Here is a 22,608-nt window from a genome sequence, read left to right on the forward strand (position 1 = left end):
CTTTTGCTTCTGAGGGGAACGTTTCATGAATATGTTGTATATACGAGTTATCGTAATATAGATGTTCCGGCTTCCCTATGTCATAATGGATAGTAGAGCAGTACGTAAGTTAGAAAGGGGGAAACTAACGGTGAAATTGCTGCAGGCGCTTTTCTTTCCTCCGGAGCAGCCCGGAGGTGTATCCTCTATGATTCCTTATATGCAAGAGAGATTTACAACCCCAAGGTGGGAAATGGATCTGTTCTCGTTGCCGAAGCGAATTCGCAACAAGGGCAGAGAGGAAGTTCAGTTCGAAACGTTTGATTGGACGGAATATCAGGATAGTCCTGTTGTCCAAAAATATATTCAAACTTATCGTGATTATCTTTGGTGGACCAAACTGCGTATTCAGAAGCCCTATGATCTGATTCATGCCCACCACCCAATTGCAGGACTTGCGATGAAAACGGTTTTCCCGGATACACCCCTCATTCAGACGATTCACTCCAGTTATGAACGAGAATTAATTCTTAATGGACGCATTGAAACGGATGGACCGGAGCATCGATTCCTGCTTGCGATATATGGTGAGCTGGAACACCAGGCAGAGCGCCTCTTGACGGTGTCGGATTCGTTCCGTCGTTATCTGGCTCCCTACGTGAAGGAACCTGATGTCATCGGTGTGATTCCCAATGGATTTGATGAGAAGCGCTTTAAGCCGATCCCTCATGATAATGCGATACCACAGCTGGTCACGGTATGTCGGCTTGTTCCGGCGAAAGGGTTGGATATTCTATTCAAAGCCTGTGCGGAACTGAAGGGCCGAGGTCATGACTATGTGTTACATATTATTGGAGATGGACCGATTCGTCCTGATCTGGAAGAATTGGCGCAGCGATTGGGGATCTATAATGAGACCATTTTTTATGGTTACACACTGCACCCTGAGGAATTCATGCCATTCTTTGATATTTTTGTACTTCCTTCTCGGGCAGAAGCATTTGGTTCCGTCTTTGCTGAAGCGGCGCTGAGTTGTCTTGCCCTTGTGGGTACGGATGTAGGTGGTATACCGGAACAGATCGAGAACGGTAGCAATGGGTTGCTTGTACCGGCAGAAGATCCTTCTGCATTGGCTGAAGCGCTTGAAAAGGTGATGCTGGACCCGGCTTATCGTTATGAACTTGCCCGTTCAGCGTGTGAAAAAGCCAAGACACATTACTCGCTCGGCAGATCGGTCAATGAGCTGAAAAAGATGTATCTACAGTTTCCCAGCAAAGCCTAAAATGTAGAGCAAAAAGTGCGAGCCGCTGTGATAAACAGCGGCTTTTTGTCATGTTTAAGGAAAGAGTACCCGCGGTGACTTGTGGTTATGAGGCAAACGGATGCTCATATTCATGAAGTACATGACCGTGAGATTTATATATTGTTGCGTTTACGAAAGGTGCCCCAGCGGTTCAGTACCAATTTGGCAGCCCAGATTAATGCCATACTTCCAAAGATGGGGTAAAGGATGGACAGCAGGGAACTGAATCCAAACTGGCTGAGTGAGTAACACAACAGCATAATGGTTAATGTAATGAAACGGGGATGGACACGTATATGTTGTCTCAGTTGCAAGGTCATTCCATAGATATCGGCTACAAAGGTACTGAATATTTCCATGAAAATAAGGGATACATATACAGATTGCACTGCCCATCCAAGTTGAAAGGCAATGCTACCCATCGGGATTTCGAATTGAATGATGCCGGGCATCTGAGCTGACATGGCAAAATGAGCTGCCATCAGCATGAAACCAACGCCAATTCCACCCAATACTCCACCCCACTTCAGCACATTCCGGCTACGAATCTGGTTACCTACAGGCACAAGAACAGCTTGAGCCAACACCAGATTGAATGAAGTATACAATAGTGGAGACAGCCACACTTGAATAGGGTTTGAGTCTGTGGTCAGTGTGATGAATCGGGAAGCACCTGGATGATGGATCGTACTGGTGATCATGAGCAGAGATAACAGGAGCATCATGGGCACGACGATGCTATTCATTTGTAGAATGGCTTGAATGCCCCGACCGAGAAGCAGATATGTCCCTACAAGTGTGACGATCAGACCTGTCTGATAATGCAAACCCAGATGCTCGACAAAAACGGAACCTGCTCCGGCAAGCATGACACTGTTCACGCCAATGAGAATGAGAAGGGTCACCCAGGTGATCCATTTGCCCGCCTTATGGCCGAATAAATGTTTGTTCAGATCCTCATAAGAGCGGGACCCGGTATCGTGAGCGATCAGCATCATTTTGGTACCTAACCAGACAAAGAGCATGGTGGATAAGCCTATGGTGATGGTGGCCCATTTGCCATACTGGGTAAAAAACTGCAAAATTTCCTGCCCTGTAGCGAAGCCGGCTCCAACAACCGTTCCGATGTATGTAAATGCGATCTGCAGCACCCGAAATGCCTGTTTCATGTGTTTCCCCTCTCAGGCCCCTGTATAGTTTGGACATGCGGGTACCATGGTACAAGGTATGCTTGACCCACGAAAGTCATGACAATCGATAATGAGCTTTGGCTTGAATTACGTCTCAAGGACAGCGCCCAGGCAATTTCGCTTGAACTTATAGATAGATATATGATACTTTTACCTCATAGGATAGGCTTGGGAGGTCAAATCATGGAATTATTGAAACAACGAATATTACAAGAAGGTGTGGTTATCTCGGATCAAGTATTAAAGCTGGATGGTCTGTTGAACCACCAGATTGATCCTGCATTAACGATGGAGATGGGACGTGAGTTTGCTGCCCGTTTTCGTGAAAGTGGAGTAACTCGGGTAATCACGGTAGAATCCTCAGGGATTCCGGTTGCGTTTGCCGCAGCCTATGAACTGGGGGTGCCCCTTGTATTCGCCCGTCGCAAAAAAACACTTCTGGCTGATCCTGATGCTTACTGTGAACGTGTACCGTCCTTTACCAAAGGAATTGTAACTGACATTATGGTATCTCGCGAGTTCATTCATGAGAATGACCGCATTTTGTTCATTGATGATATTATTGCCAATGGAGATGCCGCTCGTGGCGTCATCAAAATTATCGAGCGTTCCGGTGCGGAACTCGTCGGATTCGGCGTTGTGGTCGAGAAAAGTTTTCAGGCAGGGGCACGCACGATTCGTGAACAGGGTATTCCGGTGGAAGCCTTGGTACGCATTCGTTCCCTGAATAATGGTACGGTACAATTTGACGATAACGAAATGTGACATTTTAAAGGAATAGGGCCTATTTTTTGAACTATGCCTTTGCATGACCGCCGATTTCATTTATAATGGGGTTATGTTAGGGAGAGGAGGCAACACCATGGGGAACCAACTGGCAACAGAACAATTTTTTAATGATAAGCTGGCGGAATCGAAAGTTCATTTTGAACGTGCCCTGGATTGTAAACATACGGAATTCGATGACCTTTATCCCTATATGATTGAACATCCTCAATTTTTCTGGTACAAACGCTATGTTGCCTGGTCAGAATTACTGACGATTGTAGGCTTGTGCGAAGAGTTGTCCTTCTCTTGGAAAGAACAATTTACACCGCATCAAGTGGAGTACCTTGAAGAACGTGTGATGTCCGCCAAAGTGCTTGATTTTTGGTTCGAAAAGAACGACAGCAAAGAGCACGCGCAGCGGTAACTTTCAGTCGGGACATAATTTCGAATGACATGACAGTCCAATACAGTCACGTGAGACCTAAATGACTTTTCATTTAGGTCTCTTTTTGTAAATAAATTTGAAATATAGGAGCCATGAAGATGATTAGTGATACAGAATTGGACGCCCTGCGTCTGTCAGGTGAGAAAGTTAGAGTCGTACGGGACGAGCTGGAATCGAACGACGTGAAGGGGATTGTGGTTGCCTGGGATGGGGAGCAGGTACTTATCCGTCGTCAGAATCGACGTGTCGTTAAGCTGGACCGAGGTTACAGCTATCAGCTGTTCAGCGAGCCGCGCCAGAGTCCACTTAGTGAGTAACAGCTTATAATTATGGCAGGGCCATGAGCGTTAAATGTTTGGAATTACCATGATTTCTTGGCATAATTGGCTCACTCGGGAGAGAAGATAGGTACAGTGAGGAAGATCTGTAACTATAGCCGAGAGGGTGTGCTACAAGCCATGACATTGATGAATGATAAAGTTCATGCCTACAAGGATCAGATTGGAGCATTAAGCGATGTACTGCCAGGTGTGGTGAAGTCGTATCATGAGTTTACCGGAGAATGTTTCCAACCTGGCGTGATTGATGCGAAGACAAAACAATTAATTGCGCTCGGCATTGGATTGTTTGCCAACAATGAGGTATGTACCTTCTACCATGTAGAAGAAGCCCGTGCCAAGGGTGCAACAGATCAGGAGATCATGGAGACCGTAGCCGTGGCCGGAGCTGTTGGAGGAGGACATGCCCTGTCTCAGGGTGCGATGCGAGTGCAGAAGGCGCTGCATTAGTAAGTAATGCAACATACATTTTTAAGTGCAAAAAAGGCATCCGGTTAATAACCGATGCCTTTTTGTATGTGAATCACATTTTACCTAACATTTTATCGTACATAAACTGTCCAGTTACCCGACGTGCTGTTACATAGCGGTCATTGAAGTATGGATTCGATAACTTCGTGATGCTTACACCTTTACTGCTGGAGGCATGAGCGAATTGTCCACCGCCGATATATACACCTGTATGTGAAATGCCTTTGCCCATCGTATTAAAGAACACCAGATCACCTGTCCGAACATTGCTTTTGGCTACCGGAGTACCTGCTTTGGCTTGCTGTTGCGAAGTTCGTGGCAATTCAATGCTGTATTTGTTGAAAAGATATCTCATAAAACCAGAACAGTCGAAGCCGGCTACAGTTGTGCCACCCCATTTGTAAGGAATACCTGTCATGTTGTTCACTACGGAGTTGATACTGCTTGCCTCTGTGCTTGTTGCCCCGGATGTAAATAATACAGCTGCTCCAAAAATGGAGATAATCAGTTTTTTCAAAATCAATGTTCTCCCTTCGATGCCTACGGAGTTAGCTAAGGGTTCGGTAGAAGGTTCCCTATATTTCCTATGTATAAGAATAATTCACCCAAAATGGTTCCCCCGTTTTCAAACATGAAACTCGGCAATGAATAATTAAGTTTTTGTAACTATTTGAAACTATATTGCATAAATGCGTAATTGTCAAACCCATTTAAACCCTTTCTTAATACCTCAATGTTAGCGGAATTAAGGTTTTTATATGAAAGAAGGGATCAAGTTTGGGTATCATTCATGACAAAAACGTCATTATTGATTCGTTTAAGACGAATTTGGATAAATAAATAGGTTTGTCATGAGTTAAAAGAACTATTCCGTTATGTAGAATTAGAGAGATTATATTCATTAAGTTGCATATATTGACAAAAATCGATTTTTTGCATATTATCTGATTATCCAATCCACATATTGGATTAAAATTGATTTTATTATGCGATAAATACAAATAAAGGAGGTTTAGAGGCGCGTATCCTAGGTAAAGTAGAAGTGGGAGATTTATAAAAATGAACATAGGAGAGTGTTACATTTGAAAGCGAAGAAATTAGTTACTTTTGTCCTGGCATGCACCATGGTGTTCTCAGCAGTTGGAATGGCAGTTCTCCCTGTAGGGACGGTATCTGCTGCGGATGCATCGGGTACAACAGCGAGTATTTCTGATATTTTGAAGAACCAGCTGCCGGATGGAGGTTGGAGAAAAGATTATAAACAGACAAGTGGAGAGTGGGCGAAGTCCACGATAGACAACAAGGCTACATACTCAGAAATTAGAAGATTGGCGAAGGAATTTAAAAAGACGAATGATCCGCGTTACTCCACAGCTGCAATCAAAGGAATTAACTTTTTGATCAACATGCAGTATTCAAACGGCGGGTGGCCACAAGTTTACCAAAGCTCCGGATACCACAAGCATATCACTTACAATGATGATGCCATGATTAATGTAATGATCATGCTGGATGAAGTAGCAGCACGCAAAGGTGATTTCTCTTTTATCGACAGCACACTTGCTAATCGGAGTAAAAATTCAGTTGCCAAAGGTGTGGAGGCGATTCTGAATACACAAGTCGTTTCAGGCGGTAAGCTGACAGCATGGGGACAACAACATGATTCCAGTTCCCTTAAACCAGCGAGCGCAAGAATCTACGAAGTGCCATCGCTGACAGCTGGAGAGAGTGTAACGATTGTTAAATTTCTGAAAACCAGACCTGCTAACGCTAAAATTACCGCATCCATTAAAGGAGCGGAGGCTTGGTTTAACAAGGTGAAAATTACGGGTTACAAGTATGAAAGAGCAAATGGGGACAGCAAAATTATCGCTGATTCCAATGCGGCACCGATTTGGGCACGCTTCTATGAGATCGGAACGGATAAACCAATCTTTATTGGTCGTGACGGGGGAGTAAAATACAAATTAATTGATATTGATAAAGAAAGAAGAGGCGGTTATGCATGGTATGGTAACTGGCCTTCCAAGCTGTAATTTGAAGTATGCTTCCGTTTTAATGAACCAAACTATTAGCAGCAGTTAAAGGTGAAGCCCGAATCGACATGGACGTCTGGTTCGGGTTTTATTGTTATTATTTTCAGTGTTGACATGATAGATTCCGCATGATATATTATTCCTTGTCGCCGATATTGATGACGGAGATACAATATGCGGTCGTGGCGGAATTGGCAGACGCGCACGGTTCAGGTCCGTGTGGGCTAACCCCCGTGGAGGTTCGAGTCCTCTCGACCGCATCTAATAAAAAGACTCCTTAAGCTAACGCTTGAGGAGTCTTTTTTTTTTGCATTTTTTGATATAACACTAACATTAGACTTGAGTATCCAAGAGATTAGTGCTTAGCTGCACGTACAGCAAATGTCTTCCATCAGCCATACGGAACGTTTATTGTGCTGCGGTAACATTAACGCTGTCAATATTCGGTCCTTCCGATCCAGTGGTGACCAATTTCAATGTATTGGTCCCCGTGTTCATGGGGACCTGTATTGTTTTTTCAACCCAAGTGGACCAGCTTCCCGTAGCCGGAAAGGGCTCGTTGCTGATGACTTTGGTTCCGTTCACAAAAATGTCGAGGTTCCGTGTGCCGCTTTCCAGCGCATAACGAAACTTTACGTTTTTGGTACCTGTTGTCGTGTTATTAATGCCGTTCCATTGAATGGCCGAACCAGTCATCGCATTGAAGTTAACATACCCGGAGCCAGTGTAACCGGGGTTGATCGTTTCAATGGCAGCTTCCGTAAGTGACGTTCCGGTCTCGGCTTCATACGTAGTGCCACTGCCTGTATTCCCGCCGCTATTTCCGCCAGTAATGTTGGCAACAAACGTTGTTACGCTCTGAGGCGGGAGCTGTGCCGTGAAGGCTCCATTGGATACGGTAAGTGGGGTTCCGCTTGCCAGGTTTCGACTGCTGTCCGTAATCCATGAGGACACAGTGGAGGCATTACCATTCTGCAGAACGAATTTTTGGCTTGTGGCTGAAGTTCCACGGTTAATCGCCACGACGACTACTTTGTTATCACCTTTGTATGCAGAAACGAATGTGTTTGTATCCGGGTTCTTGGTTGCATCGACTCGCAGGTAGCCTGGACGCACGAATTTAGAGAAATGAGCCATATTATACCCGCGTTTACTTATGGTACCGTCCTCTTTCATCGGACCATACTGTCTGCGGATGTACCACCACACATAGGCCTGGAAATCACCTTCTACCATGGCATTGTGCATGTGATAGGAAACGTCTAGTGCTTCAGGCCAGCGGTCTGCTGAGTTGTTGTCACTATTCGGAACATACACCTCAGTCATCCACAGTTCTTTACCGGCTCCTTTTTGCTTAAAGAGAGGGTAGGCAAAATTCGAAATCTGGGTTCCATACGTATGTGCTCCCAGAATGTCCATGTTGGCAAGTGCCTGCGGATCATTCAGGATTGGGTCGGAAATGTTCTTTAAGTACTGGAAGGATTCAGGCGCCATGACTTTGGTACCTTGAATGGACCCGGCATTTTCTTTCATGAATCGAAGGATCTCTTGTGGAGTCCACCAGGTCCAGTCATGAGCATAATCCGGCTCATTTTGTACCGAGATGGAATACAGATTTACACCATTATTTTTCATATAAGTTACAAAGTCATTCAAATGCTGGGCATATGCGGCATATTTGTCGTATTTCAGGCGTTTGGCATTTGTGTCCCCATTGCGGTTGAACGTTTCAACCATGCTGCTTGGAGGATTCCATGGGGATGCGAATACGATAGCCCCCTTTTCAATAGCCCGTTTGGCTGTGGCAACTTCACGATACCAGTTATTAGAATCTGGATCAACGTAGATCCTGAGAATTGAGAAGCCTAACTGATTCTGGTCATTACCGAAAGCAGTTTCACGTTGAGCGGGAGTCAGATCACCAATCCAGGCAGGAAGGTTAATGCCCCCAAAGCCCTTGATCAGTTGTTTTTCCGAGGACAAATTAATGTTGGCATCGCTGGCTGCTGACACATTTGTCGGGGTTAACATCAAAGGCAGGGCTGTTAAACAGGCCAAAAGAACATTAATCGTCTTTTTTAGTTTGAATTTCACTACTTTCATCCTCCTCGATAATAGTAAGTTACATAGAGAAACCGCAACCAGGAATAACAAACAAGAATAGCGGATTGTCTGGCATTTATTTTATGTAAACCCTTTCAAAACCTCCTTCCATAAATCATAGGATAGAAATGAAGCATAGCACCTCTTTCATTTGTTGATTCTACTAAATAATTCCTAAACTGAAAACCTGACAAATTACAGTATTTTTTCTAATTAATCTCTATTTTCTAACTGTTCAATGACAGTTCTTGTCTGAATGCTAAGGAGAAAACGGGAATGATGGAGATCTTCACTTGAGATAGAGGTCTTCAATGGCCGGGATATGATCATTAAGGAAGGCTTTGGCTTACATAATCCTCCCTTCATTATCAAACAATGAGATCACAGAAGTTACGGGGAGGGAATCATGATGAAGGTACAGAGAAAGATTTATCGATTCATTGCAGGTATCATGGCATTTTTGATTGTGATTTACGCAGGCATATCGGCAGGAGGGCCTACAGCGGCAGCTTCAGAGTCCACATCAAATCACAAACGGTTAGCGATTATCATCGATGATGTTGGTAATGACATGAAGGGCACGGCAGAGATTCTGGCGATGCCAGTCAAACTGACGGTAGCGGTAATGCCTTTTTTACCAACAACGAAGAAAGATGCGATGGCTGCACATGAAAAGGGGATGGATGTGATTGTGCACATGCCCATGGAACCCAAGAAAGGACGACCTGAATGGCTGGGCCCGGGTGCAATCACATCCAATCTAACAGATGAAGAAGTACGCTCGCGTGTGGAGAAAGCGATTGATGATGTGCCCCACGCCATTGGCATGAACAATCACATGGGTTCTAAAATCACGTCCGACAAACGCATCATGTCCATTGTGCTCGATGTATGCAAGGAGCGGGGCCTCTTCTTTGTAGACAGTCGTACGAACTTTCGCTCCGTGGTGGGGGAACTGGCCATTTCCAAAAACATGCCACCTGTAGGTAATGACATTTTCCTGGATGATCAAAACTCCAAGCAACACATTCGCAAGCAATTGGATCTGGCAACTCAGCAGGCGATCGACAAGGATATCTGTGTTGTCATTGGTCATGTCGGTCATTCGGGGATGAACACATCCGCAGTAATTCGTGAATACGTCTCCCGTCTGCAAAATCAGGTTCAATTTGTAGGAATTGGTGATCTGGTTCGGGATGTGTGGAACTGGCGTGCTGCTCCTACACTACCGACAGATAATAAATAATGCCGTTGGCAATAGATTGGGCGATTCGTTTTTGCTCAGCGGGATCACTCATTCTGGCTCGATCTTCGGCATTGCTCAAAAATCCGGTTTCGACAATGACGGCAGGTTGCTTCACGTAATTTAATAAATAAAAGGGCTTGCCCCACACGACCCCGTGCCCCGTTCCGAACAACTTGTTCATGGCGTCCTGAATGGATTGAGCCAGTAAATAACTCCTGCCTTCCTTCTGGTGCAGTACCACCGGGCCGTGTGCAGCCGATCGGGGACTCCAGTTCGCATGGATGCTGACCACGATATCTGTACTTACTTCTTCGCTAAGGCTTTTACGTTGGGCAAGGTCTCTGGTATGACGGGAGCGGCTGTTCAGCCAGCGGTTCTCATCACTAAGTGCATAATCACCAAGTCGATTGATGATAACGGCATAACCTTTGCTGCGAAGCAGGAGATAGACCTTTTGGCTAATGGCCAGGTTGATATCTTTTTCCAGTACACCTTGGGCTGACGTTCCACCGTCAATACCGCCATGGCCTACATCGAGCAAAATAACCGGTGCTGCAAAGGCATGATGACTTGAGCGATAAGCATCTCCATCGGTCACCGGCAGCATGGATGGACTGTTCTGGGACGGGGCTGCTTTTCCATGCGCGACATGGTGGGGCAGGATGGGAAGACAATGGAAGCAAATGAGCAAGGCCACCGAAGCGGTCAGCAGCTTATACATGGGAATACACACTCCTTCATGAAATAGGTACCGGATGCAGATTAAAGACTGTATGGATACCTTTGGCATTAGACTGTGCATTTTGAGGGTTTTCATACTCCTTTCAATAAAAAAATGTTTAACCATTGCACATCCTGCACACAATAGAACTATCGTAAGCTCCGTGAAAGTGCAGGAGCGAAGGAGGCAGAGGTTATGGCCAAAAGTGATGAATTGGTAAAATACATTACGCAGCGTGTTGTTCATTATATCGATACGCCGAAGGATGAGCGGAAAGGTCGCACCAAAAGGAAAGAGCCGTGGGCGATGAAGTGGTTTGGTATGATCCCTTTCGCTGTATCCCTGTGGGTGGGGAAAAAGGAAAAAGAATTCGATACACAGTCTCATAAACGAAGTTCTTCGGGTAAAGGCTGACTATCGCTTACCTATTTCACTAATGGTAAACCAAAAGACGCAATCCCTTAAAAAAATGGGAAGGCGTCTTATTTGTTGTGGATGTTTATTGCTTTAACGTTATCTGAATGATCTGTAGAGTTAGCTGATGGTCAAGGCTTCAAGATGTAAAACTGACCGTCTTGTTGTAATGTGCTCAAAGGAACAAAGCGTTGAATGGATGATTTTCCACCTAGTGCTACATATAGAATGGACTCTGCTTCCTGATCTGTATGCCATAGCTGATAACCGCTAACGGGTAGAGGTCCACCGTATACAACATTACGATCACCCGCTGAGAAAACAATCTCTTGATTCTCCCCTTGTTGCATCACATCTTGTGCCCGGTCGGCAGCAACAGGCTTGGAGGTAATCCACAACAGATTGTCAGCCGGATTGAAGACGGGTCGCAGATGAAGTGGATCGACTGATAAAGATGGCGTTGTGGATAAATCAGTTATGCTGGCAGAGTTCTGTTTGAAATCAGCCTCCAGCAGGTTCAGAAACTCTGACGGCAGTACATCTCCGTTCGTAGCATCAATATAAAGTGCAGGATGGTTTGGTTGTTCCACTTTCCAATAAGCCAGCAGAGGAAGAGCATAGCCAAGATGAAGCTCTCCTCCGCCAGCAAGTAATGCCTCAAGGTTCACATGTTGTCGATCCAAGGTTTGTCCAAGAAGTTCATTGTTGTATGGTGACTGTTCTCCATGACCATATTCACTAAGCATCAACTGACCCTGCTCTGTGGCCGTAATAATCATATATCCGATAGGTTTGTCTTCAAACTCAGCTTGTACGAGCCAGCTATGTAAACCCGGCCCCAGAGGGTAGAAGTCCAGATCGGCGTTCTTCCAATGCACTTCGCCGTTAGCTGTACCAAGTGTAACAGCTTGTTGCTCTGCAAACCGTTGCACAGCAGCGGGAGCTAGCTTTTCATTCTGAATGGCAAGATGTTTGGGACTATACTCTGTTGATGATGCGGGGGATGGCGAAGACGTTTTTTGTTCCTCTGCATTGGCTATCGACCAAAAAGAGAATAGGGCAAGACAACTGAGCAAGCCAAAGGTTATACAGGTTGTTTTCCGAGCGTTGTTCCAACACGTATAAAAGAATCGTTTCAAATTTGCACCTACTTTTCATTTATCCGTTACCTGAGCGGGTCCTAGTTTCATTCTAGGGGACAGGTTATGCAAAGGTTGCTGCAACCTGTCGGGCGGCCGATCATGAATAAACACTACTTTTGCCAGCATTTGCAGGAAAAGTAGTGTCTTCGTCTATCTTAAGTGAAACATGCCGCTGCTAATGGCAGTCACTTTCACTTTGGGTTCATATTGCCAGATCATTTCGGTCCGGCGTGTCTCATACTGCAGTTTCATAGCTTCACGATCGATTACCGCCTGTTTTGCTTTCTCTTCTTCGGCATCTGTCTCGGAGTCGATCGGTACTGCGGCCTCTGCCGCCAGTTCTACATCTGCTCCAATGGGTTTAGCGTTAGTTATATCCAGAACTTTTTTCAGTGGTACAGGTGGCGTGCGGTTAGAAGGGACATTCTCCGTGTCTGAGGTTATGTTACCTGGTGATTCTACTTCAGGCATATCTTCCCGGAGTACCGCCTCATAGTAGGTGTCCAACACGTCCAGCTCCAGATCAAGCCGCTCTTGGGCTTTCTCTGCCCAGCTATAATCGAGTTCCAGCAAGCGGTTCGTCAAATGAGATTCCAGAGCAGCTCCGGCATCAAATAACGAAACTTTCGCTGTCTGCACATGCATGTTCTCCGCAAGCCTCGGACTAAGATCACGTCGGTTCAGCTTAGTGCCGAATTTTTCAATAATTTCACCCGAACGAAGGGAGATGCCAAGAAAATGAAGTTCCTCCCGTTTCAAGTCACAGGCAAATTCCACCTTGAAACAGACCCCGAGCCAAGGCTCATATACGGCTGGCGCTGTAGCGCGCAATTGCCGTTTGGCTGCCTGTTCGAACAGGTTTACGAAGGCACCGCCTTCTCGGGCTGCACCGAAAATCTGCTGGAGTCTGCGACTGCCATACACCACTTCTTCACGCAATATTCGTCCTGGCCCCAGCTGTGGCAGCGATGGCGTAATACCGAAGTAACGGCCTAGAATAGTTTCTTTTGGTGGCTCGCCTTGAGGACTGCTGTTGGTTACGCCATTCGTTCCATCAGGGTTAGTTCCAGCAGGAGGTGACGCTTGCGCAGCTTTGGCTTCTGCTGCCTCAATGGCCTGCTGATAACTGTCAGGATCAAATATAAATGTAAAGGACATCGTCTCAGCGGGTGCTCCGGTTCGTTCCACGAACCCCCAATAATAGGGGCGGTTGGTCAACGCTTTGTCCGCCTCAGGCGAGAGTTTGACTGTAACATGGGCAGGGGAACGCTCCATAATCTGACAATCCAGTGCTTCCAGATAGGTGAGAACATAAGCCTGCACTTCATGGGGAGACATGGTCATGAGTTAGCTACCTCCTTTGCGAAGATCTAACAACCCGGATACGGCAGGCCCTTCATCTGAAACCTCACGTTGAATAGAGTTCAGCGATTGTCCAAGTGAATCCATTTTGCGGCGAATATCTTCATCAGTTTGTGATTCCAATATGATTTTGTACAAACTTTTCTCAATAGACTCCTTTTTCTCCAGCCGTTCCAGAATGACATCCAGCCCGCCGATCACCATCTCAAACATATTGATCTTCTCATGCAGCAGACTCAGAATATGTTCCTCAATGGTTCCGGTCGTAGATAAATTGAAGATGTTCACGTCATTTTGCTGTCCAAGCCGGTGTACCCGACCGATCCGCTGCTCTACCCGCATCGGGTTCCAAGGCAGATCAAAGTTGATCATATGATGGCAAAATTGCAGATTAATGCCTTCGCCACCCGCTTCGGTTGCAATCATGGCCTGCACACGCCCGCGGAAGAGATCCATCATCCAGTCTTTTTTGCCTCGATTCATGCCACCCCGATAGGGTACAGCCGTAAGCCCATTGTTGCGGAAATAGTTTAGCAGATACTCCTGCGTGGCCCGGTATTCAGTGAAGATAATTACTTTTTCATTCATGTTCCGAACCAGTTCCATCGTTTTCTCCGCTTTGGTATTCTCCTTGATCGCTTTAATATGGGCAACGAGTTCCCAAATCTTGTCCCGAAGGGGAGAGTCCAGCGGAAGTTTCTTCGACAGATTAACCAGTGTCACGAATACAGCATCCCGACTGCTGCACACTTCACGCTGCAATGTAACAAGGGAGAGCATGCTACTTAGGTTGCCGCCAGCTTCCTGGTACTGGTCTTTAACAAAGGAAGTCACGCCATCATAAAGCGCTTGTTCTTCGGACGATAGTTGCAGATTCACGTTGGAGACATTCCGTTTGGTAAATTGAACAGGGCCTTCGCCGCGGCGGTTACGAATCATGACTTTGGATAACTCGTTCTTAAGCTGTTCCTGATTTTTCGGAACCCGTTTGTCTACAACAAAGTTGGCTGCAAAATCACCCTGACGACCCAGTTGACCGGGCTTCAGCAGGTTGATCAGATTGAACAACTCGCTCATATCGTTCTGCACAGGTGTAGCCGTGAGCAGCAGACAATACTTTTTGCGCAATTTCAGCATGAATTGATAGTTGGTTGTTTTCTTGTTTTTGAGTTTATGAGCCTCGTCAATAATAATCATGTCGTAGTCGGTATTCAGCAGCATATCTTTATGCGGGTCACGTTTGGCTGTATCCATGGAAGCAACAACCACTTCATTCTGCCAGGAATAGGCCTTTTTCTGAGCAATAGCAGGGATGCCGAATTTTGAATTCAACTCCCGTACCCATTGCAACACAAGAGAGGCTGGCACGAGAATGAGTACCTTGGATACGAGACCCCGAACCATATATTCTTTCAGAATGAGACCGGCTTCAATGGTTTTGCCAAGACCCACCTCATCGGCGAGAATGGCCCGGCCTGACATTTCAAATAATACTCTGCGTGCAGTGTCCATCTGGTGAGGGAGTGGAGTAAGGCCTTGTAGATGCTTGAGACATTGGATCTCGTCAAAATTGGGAATCAGGTTGGTCTCTTCGGCTTGAATGCCGAGTTGGAAGAGTCGGTAATCCCCCAAGGACCTCCTTTATCCAGTCGTGATTCCAATTGATTAATCCAGCTTCGATCAATTTCCAACGGAACGGGCAGCTCGGCTACAGGTTGATTTGTGTGGTGCGGGTTTTTCCGGTTCATGGTGTTTCCTCCCCTGCCATACGTGATGACGTTTTATTCGTAGGTAATAGTATGGACGAATGAGAGTCAGTTCATAACTATGTGGGTTCAAATAAGGAATATTTACACTTGTCACTCCGATGACAGAATAACCTTCCAATCGCTGTTATCCCCAGATTTTTTTTGATTCCCTTGTCCAAAGGGGGAAACCCGGGGATAGCGTATGCTTCCGATGCAGCTTTCTTTCAGAAAGCTTTTAGGCGAACGCTTCGCTTCTTTAGGTTATTTCTGTCCTCTCCGTTCTTGTGTAAAAAGTTTAGTTGAACCAATGTGAACTACAGTTTATTTGCAAGAAGTTTGTTCGAGCAGGGGAGTCTATGAAGATGGACTATGATAAAAGTTATATGGAAAATCAATATATAGTGTATTATACTGAAATCATATCACTATATGTGGTGTTTCATCATAATTTACTTTTATAGTGAAAATGGAGCTTTATACCGGGGAGGTTGAATTAGCGATGAAATCGAACCAACGATCGCATCAATTAGAAGGACTTAGCGAAAAAATATTTCTGGACCGATACGCCTGGAAGGACGCTGATTCGAATCATGCCAAGGTCGGAGATGTTGTATTGGTATTAACGAAGGATGATCCCAAGTTCCCGACCAAGGAAGTGGGCGAAATCATAGAACGTCAGGGTCAGCTTGTACAGGTAAGGACTCGAAGTGGAGAGATCATCGAGACAAACGTGGAGAAATTGACACTCAACATAGAAAAAACACCGGAAGAGATGTGGGACCGTCTTGCCAAAGCAATGGCATCTGTCGAATCCACAGCGGATCAGCGGGCAACGTGGGAGTCCAAGTTCCGCTCCGTATTGGAAGATTGGAAGTTAGTACCCGGAGGCCGTATTGCTGCGGGCGCGGGGGCAAGCGATGAGCTTACACTCTTCAATTGTTATGTCATTCCGTCTCCGCAAGACAGTCGGGGTGGCATTATGAGGACCTTGACCGAGATGACGGAGATTATGGCACGTGGGGGAGGAGTTGGCATTAATTTGTCCTCTTTGCGTCCCCGCCGAGCGGTGGTGAAAGGTGTCAACGGATCATCCAGCGGTTCCGTCTCGTGGGGCGGATTGTTCAGTTATACGACTGGACTGATTGAACAGGGCGGAAGCCGCCGGGGTGCGCTCATGCTGATGATGAATGACTGGCATCCGGATGTGCTTGATTTTACTACCGTGAAACAAACGATGGGGCAGGTGACCAATGCCAATCTGTCTGTATGTGTGAGCAACGCATTTATGGAGGCTGTCAAGCAGGACGGAGATTGGGATTTGGTTTTCCCCGATACAAACGATCCGGACTACGACACCGAGTGGAACGGGGATATGCAGCAATGGAAAGCCGCGGGTCATTCGGTGGTGCACTATCGTACGCTGAAGGCTCGCGAAATCTGGCATACTATTATTGAATCAGCCTGGAAATCGGCAGAGCCTGGTGTGGTATTCATGGAGTACTACAACCAGATGTCCAACAGCTGGTACTTCAATCCGATTATCTGTACTAATCCGTGCGGGGAACAAGGCCTGCCTGGCTGGGGTGTATGTAATCTGTCTGCGATCAATCTGTCCAAATTCTACGATGAAACAAATCATGATGTGGCATGGGATGAACTGGCGGAAACCACTCGCATCTCGGCTAGATTTTTGGACAATGTCATCGATGCAACACCATATCATTTTGAGGAAAATAGACTGAATCAGCAGCGGGAACGCCGGGTTGGGCTTGGCACGATGGGACTGGCAGAGCTGATGATTAAGCTGCGTATTCGATACGGCAGTCCTGAATCTCTTGCATTTCTGGATAAACTGTATGGATTCATGGCGAAGGAGGCCTATCTGGCATCGGCACAGATTGCAGCAGAGAAGGGAGCTTTCCCAGCTTTCGAAGCTGAACCGTATTTACAGAGTGGATTCATGAAAAACATGGTTGCGACGTACCCTGAAGTGGGAGAGGCCATCCGTAAACAGGGCATTCGAAATGTCACACTGATCACACAAGCGCCAACGGGAAGTACAGGTACGATGGTGGGCACATCAACAGGTATTGAGCCGTATTTTGCCTTCAAGTATTTCCGTCAAAGCCGTCTAGGTTATGATGAACAGTTCGTACCGATCGCACAAGAATGGCTGGATGAACATCCGGGTGAAGCTTTACCAGACTATTATGTGACGGCGATGGATTTGTCGGCTGAGAATCACATACGGGTGCAGGCAGCAATTCAGCAATGGGTGGATAGTTCGATCTCGAAGACGGCCAACTGTCCGGCTGATTTTACAGTGGAGGATACGGCTGAGCTGTACGAACTGGCCTTCGACCTTGGCTGCAAGGGAGTAACGATATACCGCGACGGCAGCAGGGATGTGCAGGTGTTGTCCACGTCGAAGAAGGAAGAGACCCAAGGTGAAGATCAGAACACGGCGGAAGCTGAAGAGAAGACAGTCGTATCTGCTATAGAAAACCCGAATAATGCTGAAGTACAGGCAAGTGATGGAACTTCCAATAGCCAGGTTGGTGTTAGAACGCATTCTTCCGATCAAGCCCCGTCCTCTTCTACGGTACTGGATAAACAATACAGAAGCCGTCCTCAAGTACTGCGCGGTGCGACATACAAAATCAATACGCCATTTGGTATGGCTTACATTACGATCAATGATCTGGAGGGAACGCCGGGTGAGATCTTCCTGAACGTGGGCAAAGCGGGATCGGACGTGTTTGCCATGGCTGAGGCACTCGGTCGCGTATGCTCTCTGTTCCTTCGATACGGAGATCATGGGCACAAGGTTGAACTGTTGATCAAACATCTCAAGGGAATCGGTGGTTCGGGAGCGATTGGCTTCGGGGCCAACCGGGTGGAATCGATTGCTGATGCAGTCGCCAAAGCATTGGAAAGTCATGTACAGAGCGATGTGCAGGAGAACGAACCTGGAGCATTACAAGAACAGAGTCAAGTGGAGAGCACGTATCCAAAAGTAGAGGATCAGAAAGCCTTTACCGAATCGAGAGATTTATGTCCTTCATGCGGCTCGGCATCCCTGATGAATGTGGAAGGTTGCAAAACATGCAGCAACTGTGGGTACAGTAAATGCAATTAAATATCTTTTGAAAAAAAGAGAAAAAGAAAGGCACTCCTGACTCCATTACGAAGTCAGGAATGCCTTTTTGTCATTTAGATAACTAACACCAATCTTGGCATCGATCTGCAAGTGATTGCAATTCATTAAATACAACACCAGCATGGTAGCCGTCGCACACGGCGTGATGTAACTGAACGGATAAGGGAAGATATACTTTATCGTTCTGTTGAACATATTTCCCCATCGTGAAAATAGGCAACAAGTAGGTTCCCTCATTGTAAATATTCAGATTAAATCCCGTAAAGTTCACCCAAGGAATACTGGAAACGGGAAAAGTATTTGGCGGTTCATTGGGTTTGGCAACAAATTGTTTGTGATCTTTGTAATTCTTCATATCTTCCAGATAACGAATGTGGAACGTCTCAAAATCTTCATGGAATGCTGTCCAGATCGTTGAGAAACTTTTGTTGTCCTCATGAAAAATTGTATAACTCGGAGACATTTCGTCCCAGTAGCCCAATCTCCCCTCGGCGTCAAAACAAGTTCGAAATTCCCTGTGTGCATTGACAACCTTAGAGATCATGTGAATAAGAGCGGGATAGAACTTCAATCCTTTAAGCTTCAGTTCGTTGATCAATAGCGTGATATCCAGATTAGCAGTTATGCTGTAGGTACATCTGACCTGATTCAAGTAGTGGTCAAAGTATGGCTTTCGATCCCACTGATCTAACACGATTGGATTAAACATAAGTTATAACCTCCTAAATTTGAATAATGCCTTCATTTAGGAGGTATATTTGACTGATTTGACCATATCCTATCACATTCCCAGTATCGTATTTTTAGAAATTGACCATCTCAGTATAACATGACACTGAATGTGTAGCTTATAGCGAAATCCTCTGCAAAACGCTTTTTCAACCTGCTTCTTTACTTTATAATTAAAGTTGTCTTTATAACGAAGAAGAGAGGGGATTAGATGCGTCAGCCGATAGAAGAACCTATATTTTATTCTTATCCTGGAATGGTAGCGGTGGTGACTTCACGTCATGAGGGAGTCCAGAATGTGATGGCGTCCGGATGGCATACATACATCGGATCATCACCAGGCGTATACGGCATCTCCCTTCGTAAGGAAACATACTCCTATGAACTCATTGAGAAGAGCGGCGTATTCGGTGTTCATTTCCTACCAGGTCATCGATCGGAGTGGATTCAAGCTGCAGGAACGTTCAGTGGAAGAGATACGGATAAATTCACAAGATTCGGCATTCCATATGAGGAAGGAATCAAGGTAAGTGTACCCATTTTGACAGACGCTTATTTTGCTTATGAGTGCAAGGTTATGGACATTACGACATATGGTGACCATGAATGGATTGCAGGCGAAGTGTTGCAGCGATATCAGGATCAGAAGTACTTTCTGGAGAATGGAATGGTTGATCTGGAGAAGTTGCAAATCCCAATGTACACAGGGCGTTCAGCATACCGGATCATGGATGCGAGGACAGAAGAAAAGATTCACCCGTTCCACCTCTAGGGTCCTAGGCAAGAAGAAGCAATTATGAGCAAAACTTTCAATCCGGTCTGACATAGGTTTATAATGGATATTGGCTGCTGAGCAAGTCGGCAGCCTTTTGTTATGAATTCAATTGTTTCAATCGATGTGTGCGTGGGTATGCTGGTTTGCGCAAGCGGGACAGGTAATTTTAGCCACTCGATGAAAAGTACTATATTTAACGACAAAATTAGAGTATGATTTTACAGCTATATGAGCTGGCAGGAAAGGTTACATCGGTTTAATCGTTTGTAACTATTCCTGTAAAGTATGAGGCTTATTTCGGGCGTATAATGCTAAACGTGAGCTCACGAATCAATATAAATAATATCGTAATGATTAAAACTTAATGGACTGGCCACACGTCTTCCTTAAGACTATAGAATTCACCAAGAATGTAGCATCATCGGATCGTGCTTCGAACAGAGGCTTTTCTTATGTTGTAAATGAAAGATGGAAGGTGCAATACGTATGTTAATGACAACCAGAACGATCAGGAGTTCCTTTATGCCCCCAACACCGATGTTGTTGACTCACAGTAACAAGGAGGGGCATGCATGTCACAATCGTTAAATCGTAAGAGACATATGAACGGACTTGACGGCTTGCGAGCCATCGCGGTACTTGCGGTAATCGCTTATCATCTGAATTTGGATTTTATTCCGGGTGGACTGCTCGGTGTAGGTATATTCTTTGTTCTCTCGGGATATTTAATTACCGATATTCTCGTGTCACAGTGGCAGGAACATGGACGCATTTCACTCGGTGATTTCTGGGTAAGACGGGTAAGGCGTTTGCTTCCAGGCATGCTGACCATGACAGCTGTGGTGATGATCTGGCTGGCCTGTACAGACCCATCGCGGCTTGCTGCGCTTCGTGGTGATATCGTTTCGGGTGTATTATACATAAGCAATTGGTGGTATATCTTTCACAACGTTTCCTATTTCGAAAGTTTTGGCCCTCCATCACCGTTTGGACATTTCTGGTCGCTGGCTGTGGAAGAGCAATTTTATCTTATATGGCCTCTTCTACTGATCGCAGCAATTATAGTGTTCAAAAGAAAGGGATGGCTGGTCGTTTTCATTGTTGTCGCAGCTGAATTGTCTGCTGGCGCAATGGCCATCATGTATAATCCGGATTTGGACCCGAGCCGTGTATATTATGGAACAGACACGCGGGCATTTGCACTGCTTGCTGGTGCTGCTCTTGCCGTGGTGTGGCCTAGTCGCAAGCTATCGAGCTCTCTGCCTGGCATGAACCGGATTGTGCTCGATGTATCAGGACTTGCTGCGCTTGCTTTATTAATCTACATGATGCTGAATAGCAGTGAATATGATCCGTTTCTGTATCAAGGGGGCATGGTGCTTCAGGCTATCGCAACAACGTTGTTGGTAGCAGTGTTGGCTCACCCATCATCTTTCCTGGCACGTATCATTGGAGCGAAGCCACTACGCTGGATCGGAGAGCGATCCTACGGATTATATCTGTGGCATTATCCTGTCATTATTTTAACCAATCCCGCGGTGGATACGGGAGGAGCACATCCTGTACGAATCATTTTACAGGTTGCTGCAACGGTTGTACTGGCCTCATTGTCCCTTAAATATATTGAAAATCCGATTCGGTACAATGGATTCCGTGATTCTTGGTCCCGATTATGGGGAAGAGGGCGGTCATCAATCGGTATACGTAACGTATGGTGGAAGCGAGCAGGTCTGTTGATGACGATTCTGCTGTTGTCCTATACGGTATCTCAGATGATGGTCTCACATGCAGCGAACTCCGATTCCCATTCGGTATCGATGTCCAACACATTGAATGGAGAGAATTCCGTAGCGGAGGAACAGGGACAGAATGTTTTGCCAGCTACTACAGCGACATCAGGCTCAGGCCAAAAGAACAATGCGCATAGCCATAAACCGGAGGCAGGAACGAAAGATGATCCGGGGAAAAATGAGAAGCCAACAGGAGAGTCTGCTCCAGACTCAAAACCTGACGACCAAGGCAATTCAGTGAATCCTGGCAAGGACGTTCAGTCTGAAGATAAGCCGGCTAATGACTCCGTGAATAACGAGAATGATGCGCCGGATGACGCTGGAGCGAATCAATCCGATAATACGGATCATACGGATGATACACCTGATTCATCTCAGGACAATGAAGAAACAGCTCCTCCTGCCCAGGATGGCAAGGTTCATTATACCGTCATTGGAGATTCGGTGATTTTGGATGCAAAACCGTATCTCGAGCAAAGTATATCGGGAGTGTATGTGGACGGACATGTCGGTCGTCAGATGTGGCAGGCAGGTGATGTATTGGAAGGTCTGAAACAAAACAACCAAATGGGCAGCAAAGTGGTGCTGGAGCTCGGGACGAATGGTTCCTTTAACTCCAAAAACTTGAATGCTGTGCTTGATTATCTGAAGGATGAGGATCGGGTATATCTGGTTACTGTGCGCGTACCTCGTCCGTGGGAACGAACGGTGAACAGGGCGTTGAATGAGGCAGCATCCAAATACAGCAATGTCTCGTTGATTGACTGGAACAGTGCAAGTGAGGGACATGACGAATATTTTGAAAAAGATGGTGTACATCTCACTACGCAAGGGTCCGAAGCTTTTGCAGAACTGGTGAAAAACAGTATCCAATAATACGCAATCCAT

At 45.9% G+C, this 22,608-nt stretch carries 18 protein-coding genes, 1 tRNA gene, 2 pseudogenes and 1 riboswitch; of the genes and pseudogenes, 12 read left to right on the forward strand and 9 right to left on the reverse strand.

Features of this window, described 5'->3' with window-relative positions; all coding sequences use genetic code 11:
* Window positions 1-130 precede the first annotated feature (130 nt).
* On the forward strand, window positions 131-1,261 hold the full coding sequence (locus tag BS614_RS14240) for a glycosyltransferase family 4 protein (protein WP_074094467.1): 1,131 nt from the start codon (window positions 131-133) through the stop codon (window positions 1,259-1,261).
* A gap of 134 nt (window positions 1,262-1,395) precedes the next feature.
* Here BS614_RS14240 and BS614_RS14245 read toward each other — a convergent pair whose 3' ends face one another.
* Complete coding sequence (locus tag BS614_RS14245) at window positions 1,396-2,451, reverse strand: YkvI family membrane protein (protein WP_074094468.1); 1,056 nt, start codon at window positions 2,449-2,451, stop codon at window positions 1,396-1,398.
* Between the two features lie 204 nt (window positions 2,452-2,655).
* On the opposite strand from BS614_RS14245, the gene BS614_RS14250 reads away from it, so the two are divergent.
* The 4 genes from BS614_RS14250 to BS614_RS14265 all read left to right on the forward strand — a co-directional run bounded on the left by BS614_RS14250 (window position 2,656) and on the right by BS614_RS14265 (window position 4,473).
* Window positions 2,656-3,237: a xanthine phosphoribosyltransferase gene (locus BS614_RS14250; protein ID WP_074094469.1), complete on the forward strand. Its 582-nt coding sequence runs from the start codon at window positions 2,656-2,658 to the stop codon at window positions 3,235-3,237.
* A gap of 97 nt (window positions 3,238-3,334) precedes the next feature.
* Complete coding sequence (locus BS614_RS14255; protein ID WP_074094470.1) at window positions 3,335-3,664, forward strand: hypothetical protein; 330 nt, start codon at window positions 3,335-3,337, stop codon at window positions 3,662-3,664.
* A gap of 119 nt (window positions 3,665-3,783) precedes the next feature.
* Window positions 3,784-4,002: a hypothetical protein gene (locus tag BS614_RS14260; RefSeq protein ID WP_036609613.1), complete on the forward strand. Its 219-nt coding sequence runs from the start codon at window positions 3,784-3,786 to the stop codon at window positions 4,000-4,002.
* Window positions 4,003-4,143: 141 nt separating this feature from the next.
* Entirely contained in the window at window positions 4,144-4,473 is a 330-nt protein-coding gene (locus BS614_RS14265; protein ID WP_017689352.1) for a carboxymuconolactone decarboxylase family protein, read from the forward strand.
* Between the two features lie 73 nt (window positions 4,474-4,546).
* On the opposite strand, the gene BS614_RS14270 is transcribed toward BS614_RS14265, so the two are convergent.
* Window positions 4,547-5,011 carry a C40 family peptidase gene (locus BS614_RS14270; RefSeq protein WP_074094471.1) on the reverse strand — a complete coding sequence of 155 codons (465 nt, stop codon included), beginning with the start codon at window positions 5,009-5,011 and terminating at the stop codon, window positions 4,547-4,549.
* A 5-nt stretch (window positions 5,012-5,016) separates the two neighbouring features.
* Window positions 5,017-5,148: riboswitch (cyclic di-AMP (ydaO/yuaA leader) on the reverse strand.
* Between the two features lie 419 nt (window positions 5,149-5,567).
* Between BS614_RS14270 and pelA the strand changes: the two genes are divergently transcribed.
* Together pelA and BS614_RS14280 are read left to right on the forward strand one after the other, a co-directional pair.
* Window positions 5,568-6,530, forward strand: coding sequence for a pectate lyase (gene pelA, locus BS614_RS14275; RefSeq protein ID WP_074094472.1), 963 nt, complete (start codon window positions 5,568-5,570; stop codon window positions 6,528-6,530).
* Between the two features lie 176 nt (window positions 6,531-6,706).
* Window positions 6,707-6,790: transfer RNA gene (locus BS614_RS14280), tRNA-Leu, on the forward strand.
* 148 nt (window positions 6,791-6,938) lie between these two features.
* On the opposite strand, the gene BS614_RS32135 is transcribed toward BS614_RS14280, so the two are convergent.
* Window positions 6,939-7,364, reverse strand: coding sequence for a carbohydrate-binding protein (locus tag BS614_RS32135; protein ID WP_244898334.1), 426 nt, complete (start codon window positions 7,362-7,364; stop codon window positions 6,939-6,941).
* Window positions 7,365-8,633, reverse strand: a pseudogene (xynC, locus tag BS614_RS14285) (glucuronoarabinoxylan endo-1,4-beta-xylanase XynC); the annotation flags it as partial.
* A gap of 451 nt (window positions 8,634-9,084) precedes the next feature.
* Here xynC and BS614_RS14290 point away from each other — a divergent pair.
* Entirely contained in the window at window positions 9,085-9,879 is a 795-nt protein-coding gene (locus BS614_RS14290) for a divergent polysaccharide deacetylase family protein (protein ID WP_074096840.1), read from the forward strand.
* Here the strand turns inward: BS614_RS14290 and BS614_RS14295 are convergent.
* Complete coding sequence (locus tag BS614_RS14295) at window positions 9,854-10,600, reverse strand: N-acetylmuramoyl-L-alanine amidase family protein (protein ID WP_074094474.1); 747 nt, start codon at window positions 10,598-10,600, stop codon at window positions 9,854-9,856. The two genes, BS614_RS14290 and BS614_RS14295, sit on opposite strands and share 26 nt — an antisense overlap.
* A 195-nt stretch (window positions 10,601-10,795) precedes the next feature.
* Here BS614_RS14295 and BS614_RS14300 point away from each other — a divergent pair, with 195 nt between their 5' ends.
* Complete coding sequence (locus BS614_RS14300; RefSeq protein ID WP_036609606.1) at window positions 10,796-11,014, forward strand: YqzE family protein; 219 nt, start codon at window positions 10,796-10,798, stop codon at window positions 11,012-11,014.
* Window positions 11,015-11,145: 131 nt separating this feature from the next.
* Here BS614_RS14300 and BS614_RS14305 read toward each other — a convergent pair whose 3' ends face one another.
* The 3 genes and pseudogenes from BS614_RS14305 to BS614_RS14315 form a co-directional block, all read right to left on the reverse strand.
* Window positions 11,146-12,153 carry a hypothetical protein gene (locus tag BS614_RS14305; protein ID WP_074094475.1) on the reverse strand — a complete coding sequence of 336 codons (1,008 nt, stop codon included), beginning with the start codon at window positions 12,151-12,153 and terminating at the stop codon, window positions 11,146-11,148.
* A 153-nt stretch (window positions 12,154-12,306) separates the two neighbouring features.
* Complete coding sequence (locus tag BS614_RS14310) at window positions 12,307-13,500, reverse strand: YqhG family protein (RefSeq protein ID WP_074094476.1); 1,194 nt, start codon at window positions 13,498-13,500, stop codon at window positions 12,307-12,309.
* A 3-nt stretch (window positions 13,501-13,503) separates the two neighbouring features.
* Window positions 13,504-15,266: pseudogene (locus tag BS614_RS14315) on the reverse strand (DEAD/DEAH box helicase).
* A 499-nt stretch (window positions 15,267-15,765) separates the two neighbouring features.
* Here BS614_RS14315 and BS614_RS14320 point away from each other — a divergent pair.
* A complete protein-coding gene (locus tag BS614_RS14320; RefSeq protein ID WP_074094477.1) occupies window positions 15,766-18,405 on the forward strand; it encodes an adenosylcobalamin-dependent ribonucleoside-diphosphate reductase in 2,640 nt (879 codons plus the stop codon).
* An 82-nt stretch (window positions 18,406-18,487) separates the two neighbouring features.
* Here BS614_RS14320 and catA read toward each other — a convergent pair whose 3' ends face one another.
* A complete protein-coding gene (catA, locus tag BS614_RS14325) occupies window positions 18,488-19,135 on the reverse strand; it encodes a type A chloramphenicol O-acetyltransferase (protein WP_074094478.1) in 648 nt (215 codons plus the stop codon).
* A gap of 231 nt (window positions 19,136-19,366) precedes the next feature.
* Between catA and BS614_RS14330 the strand changes: the two genes are divergently transcribed.
* Window positions 19,367-19,927, forward strand: a complete 561-nt coding sequence (locus BS614_RS14330) for a flavin reductase family protein (RefSeq protein ID WP_074094479.1) — start codon at window positions 19,367-19,369, stop codon at window positions 19,925-19,927.
* 575 nt (window positions 19,928-20,502) lie between these two features.
* Window positions 20,503-22,596 carry an acyltransferase family protein gene (locus tag BS614_RS14335; RefSeq protein ID WP_074094480.1) on the forward strand — a complete coding sequence of 698 codons (2,094 nt, stop codon included), beginning with the start codon at window positions 20,503-20,505 and terminating at the stop codon, window positions 22,594-22,596.
* The last annotated feature ends 12 nt before the right edge of the window (window positions 22,597-22,608 follow it).

The organism is Paenibacillus xylanexedens (assembly GCF_001908275.1).
Taxonomy (GTDB): domain Bacteria; phylum Bacillota; class Bacilli; order Paenibacillales; family Paenibacillaceae; genus Paenibacillus; species Paenibacillus xylanexedens_A.

Coding starts and splice junctions, on each gene's coding strand:
- BS614_RS14260 (WP_036609613.1), top strand. CDS start 3,784: ATGATTAGTGATACAGAATTGGACGCCCTGCGTCTGTCAGGTGAGAAA.
- BS614_RS14265 (WP_017689352.1), top strand. CDS start 4,144: ATGACATTGATGAATGATAAAGTTCATGCCTACAAGGATCAGATTGGA.
- BS614_RS14245 (WP_074094468.1), bottom strand. CDS start 2,451: ATGAAACAGGCATTTCGGGTGCTGCAGATCGCATTTACATACATCGGA.
- BS614_RS14295 (WP_074094474.1), bottom strand. CDS start 10,600: ATGTATAAGCTGCTGACCGCTTCGGTGGCCTTGCTCATTTGCTTCCAT.
- BS614_RS14310 (WP_074094476.1), bottom strand. CDS start 13,500: ATGACCATGTCTCCCCATGAAGTGCAGGCTTATGTTCTCACCTATCTG.
- BS614_RS14335 (WP_074094480.1), top strand. CDS start 20,503: ATGTCACAATCGTTAAATCGTAAGAGACATATGAACGGACTTGACGGC.
- BS614_RS14290 (WP_074096840.1), top strand. CDS start 9,085: ATGGCATTTTTGATTGTGATTTACGCAGGCATATCGGCAGGAGGGCCT.
- BS614_RS14300 (WP_036609606.1), top strand. CDS start 10,796: ATGGCCAAAAGTGATGAATTGGTAAAATACATTACGCAGCGTGTTGTT.
- BS614_RS14250 (WP_074094469.1), top strand. CDS start 2,656: ATGGAATTATTGAAACAACGAATATTACAAGAAGGTGTGGTTATCTCG.
- BS614_RS14255 (WP_074094470.1), top strand. CDS start 3,335: ATGGGGAACCAACTGGCAACAGAACAATTTTTTAATGATAAGCTGGCG.
- BS614_RS14330 (WP_074094479.1), top strand. CDS start 19,367: ATGCGTCAGCCGATAGAAGAACCTATATTTTATTCTTATCCTGGAATG.
- catA (WP_074094478.1), bottom strand. CDS start 19,135: ATGTTTAATCCAATCGTGTTAGATCAGTGGGATCGAAAGCCATACTTT.
- BS614_RS14320 (WP_074094477.1), top strand. CDS start 15,766: ATGAAATCGAACCAACGATCGCATCAATTAGAAGGACTTAGCGAAAAA.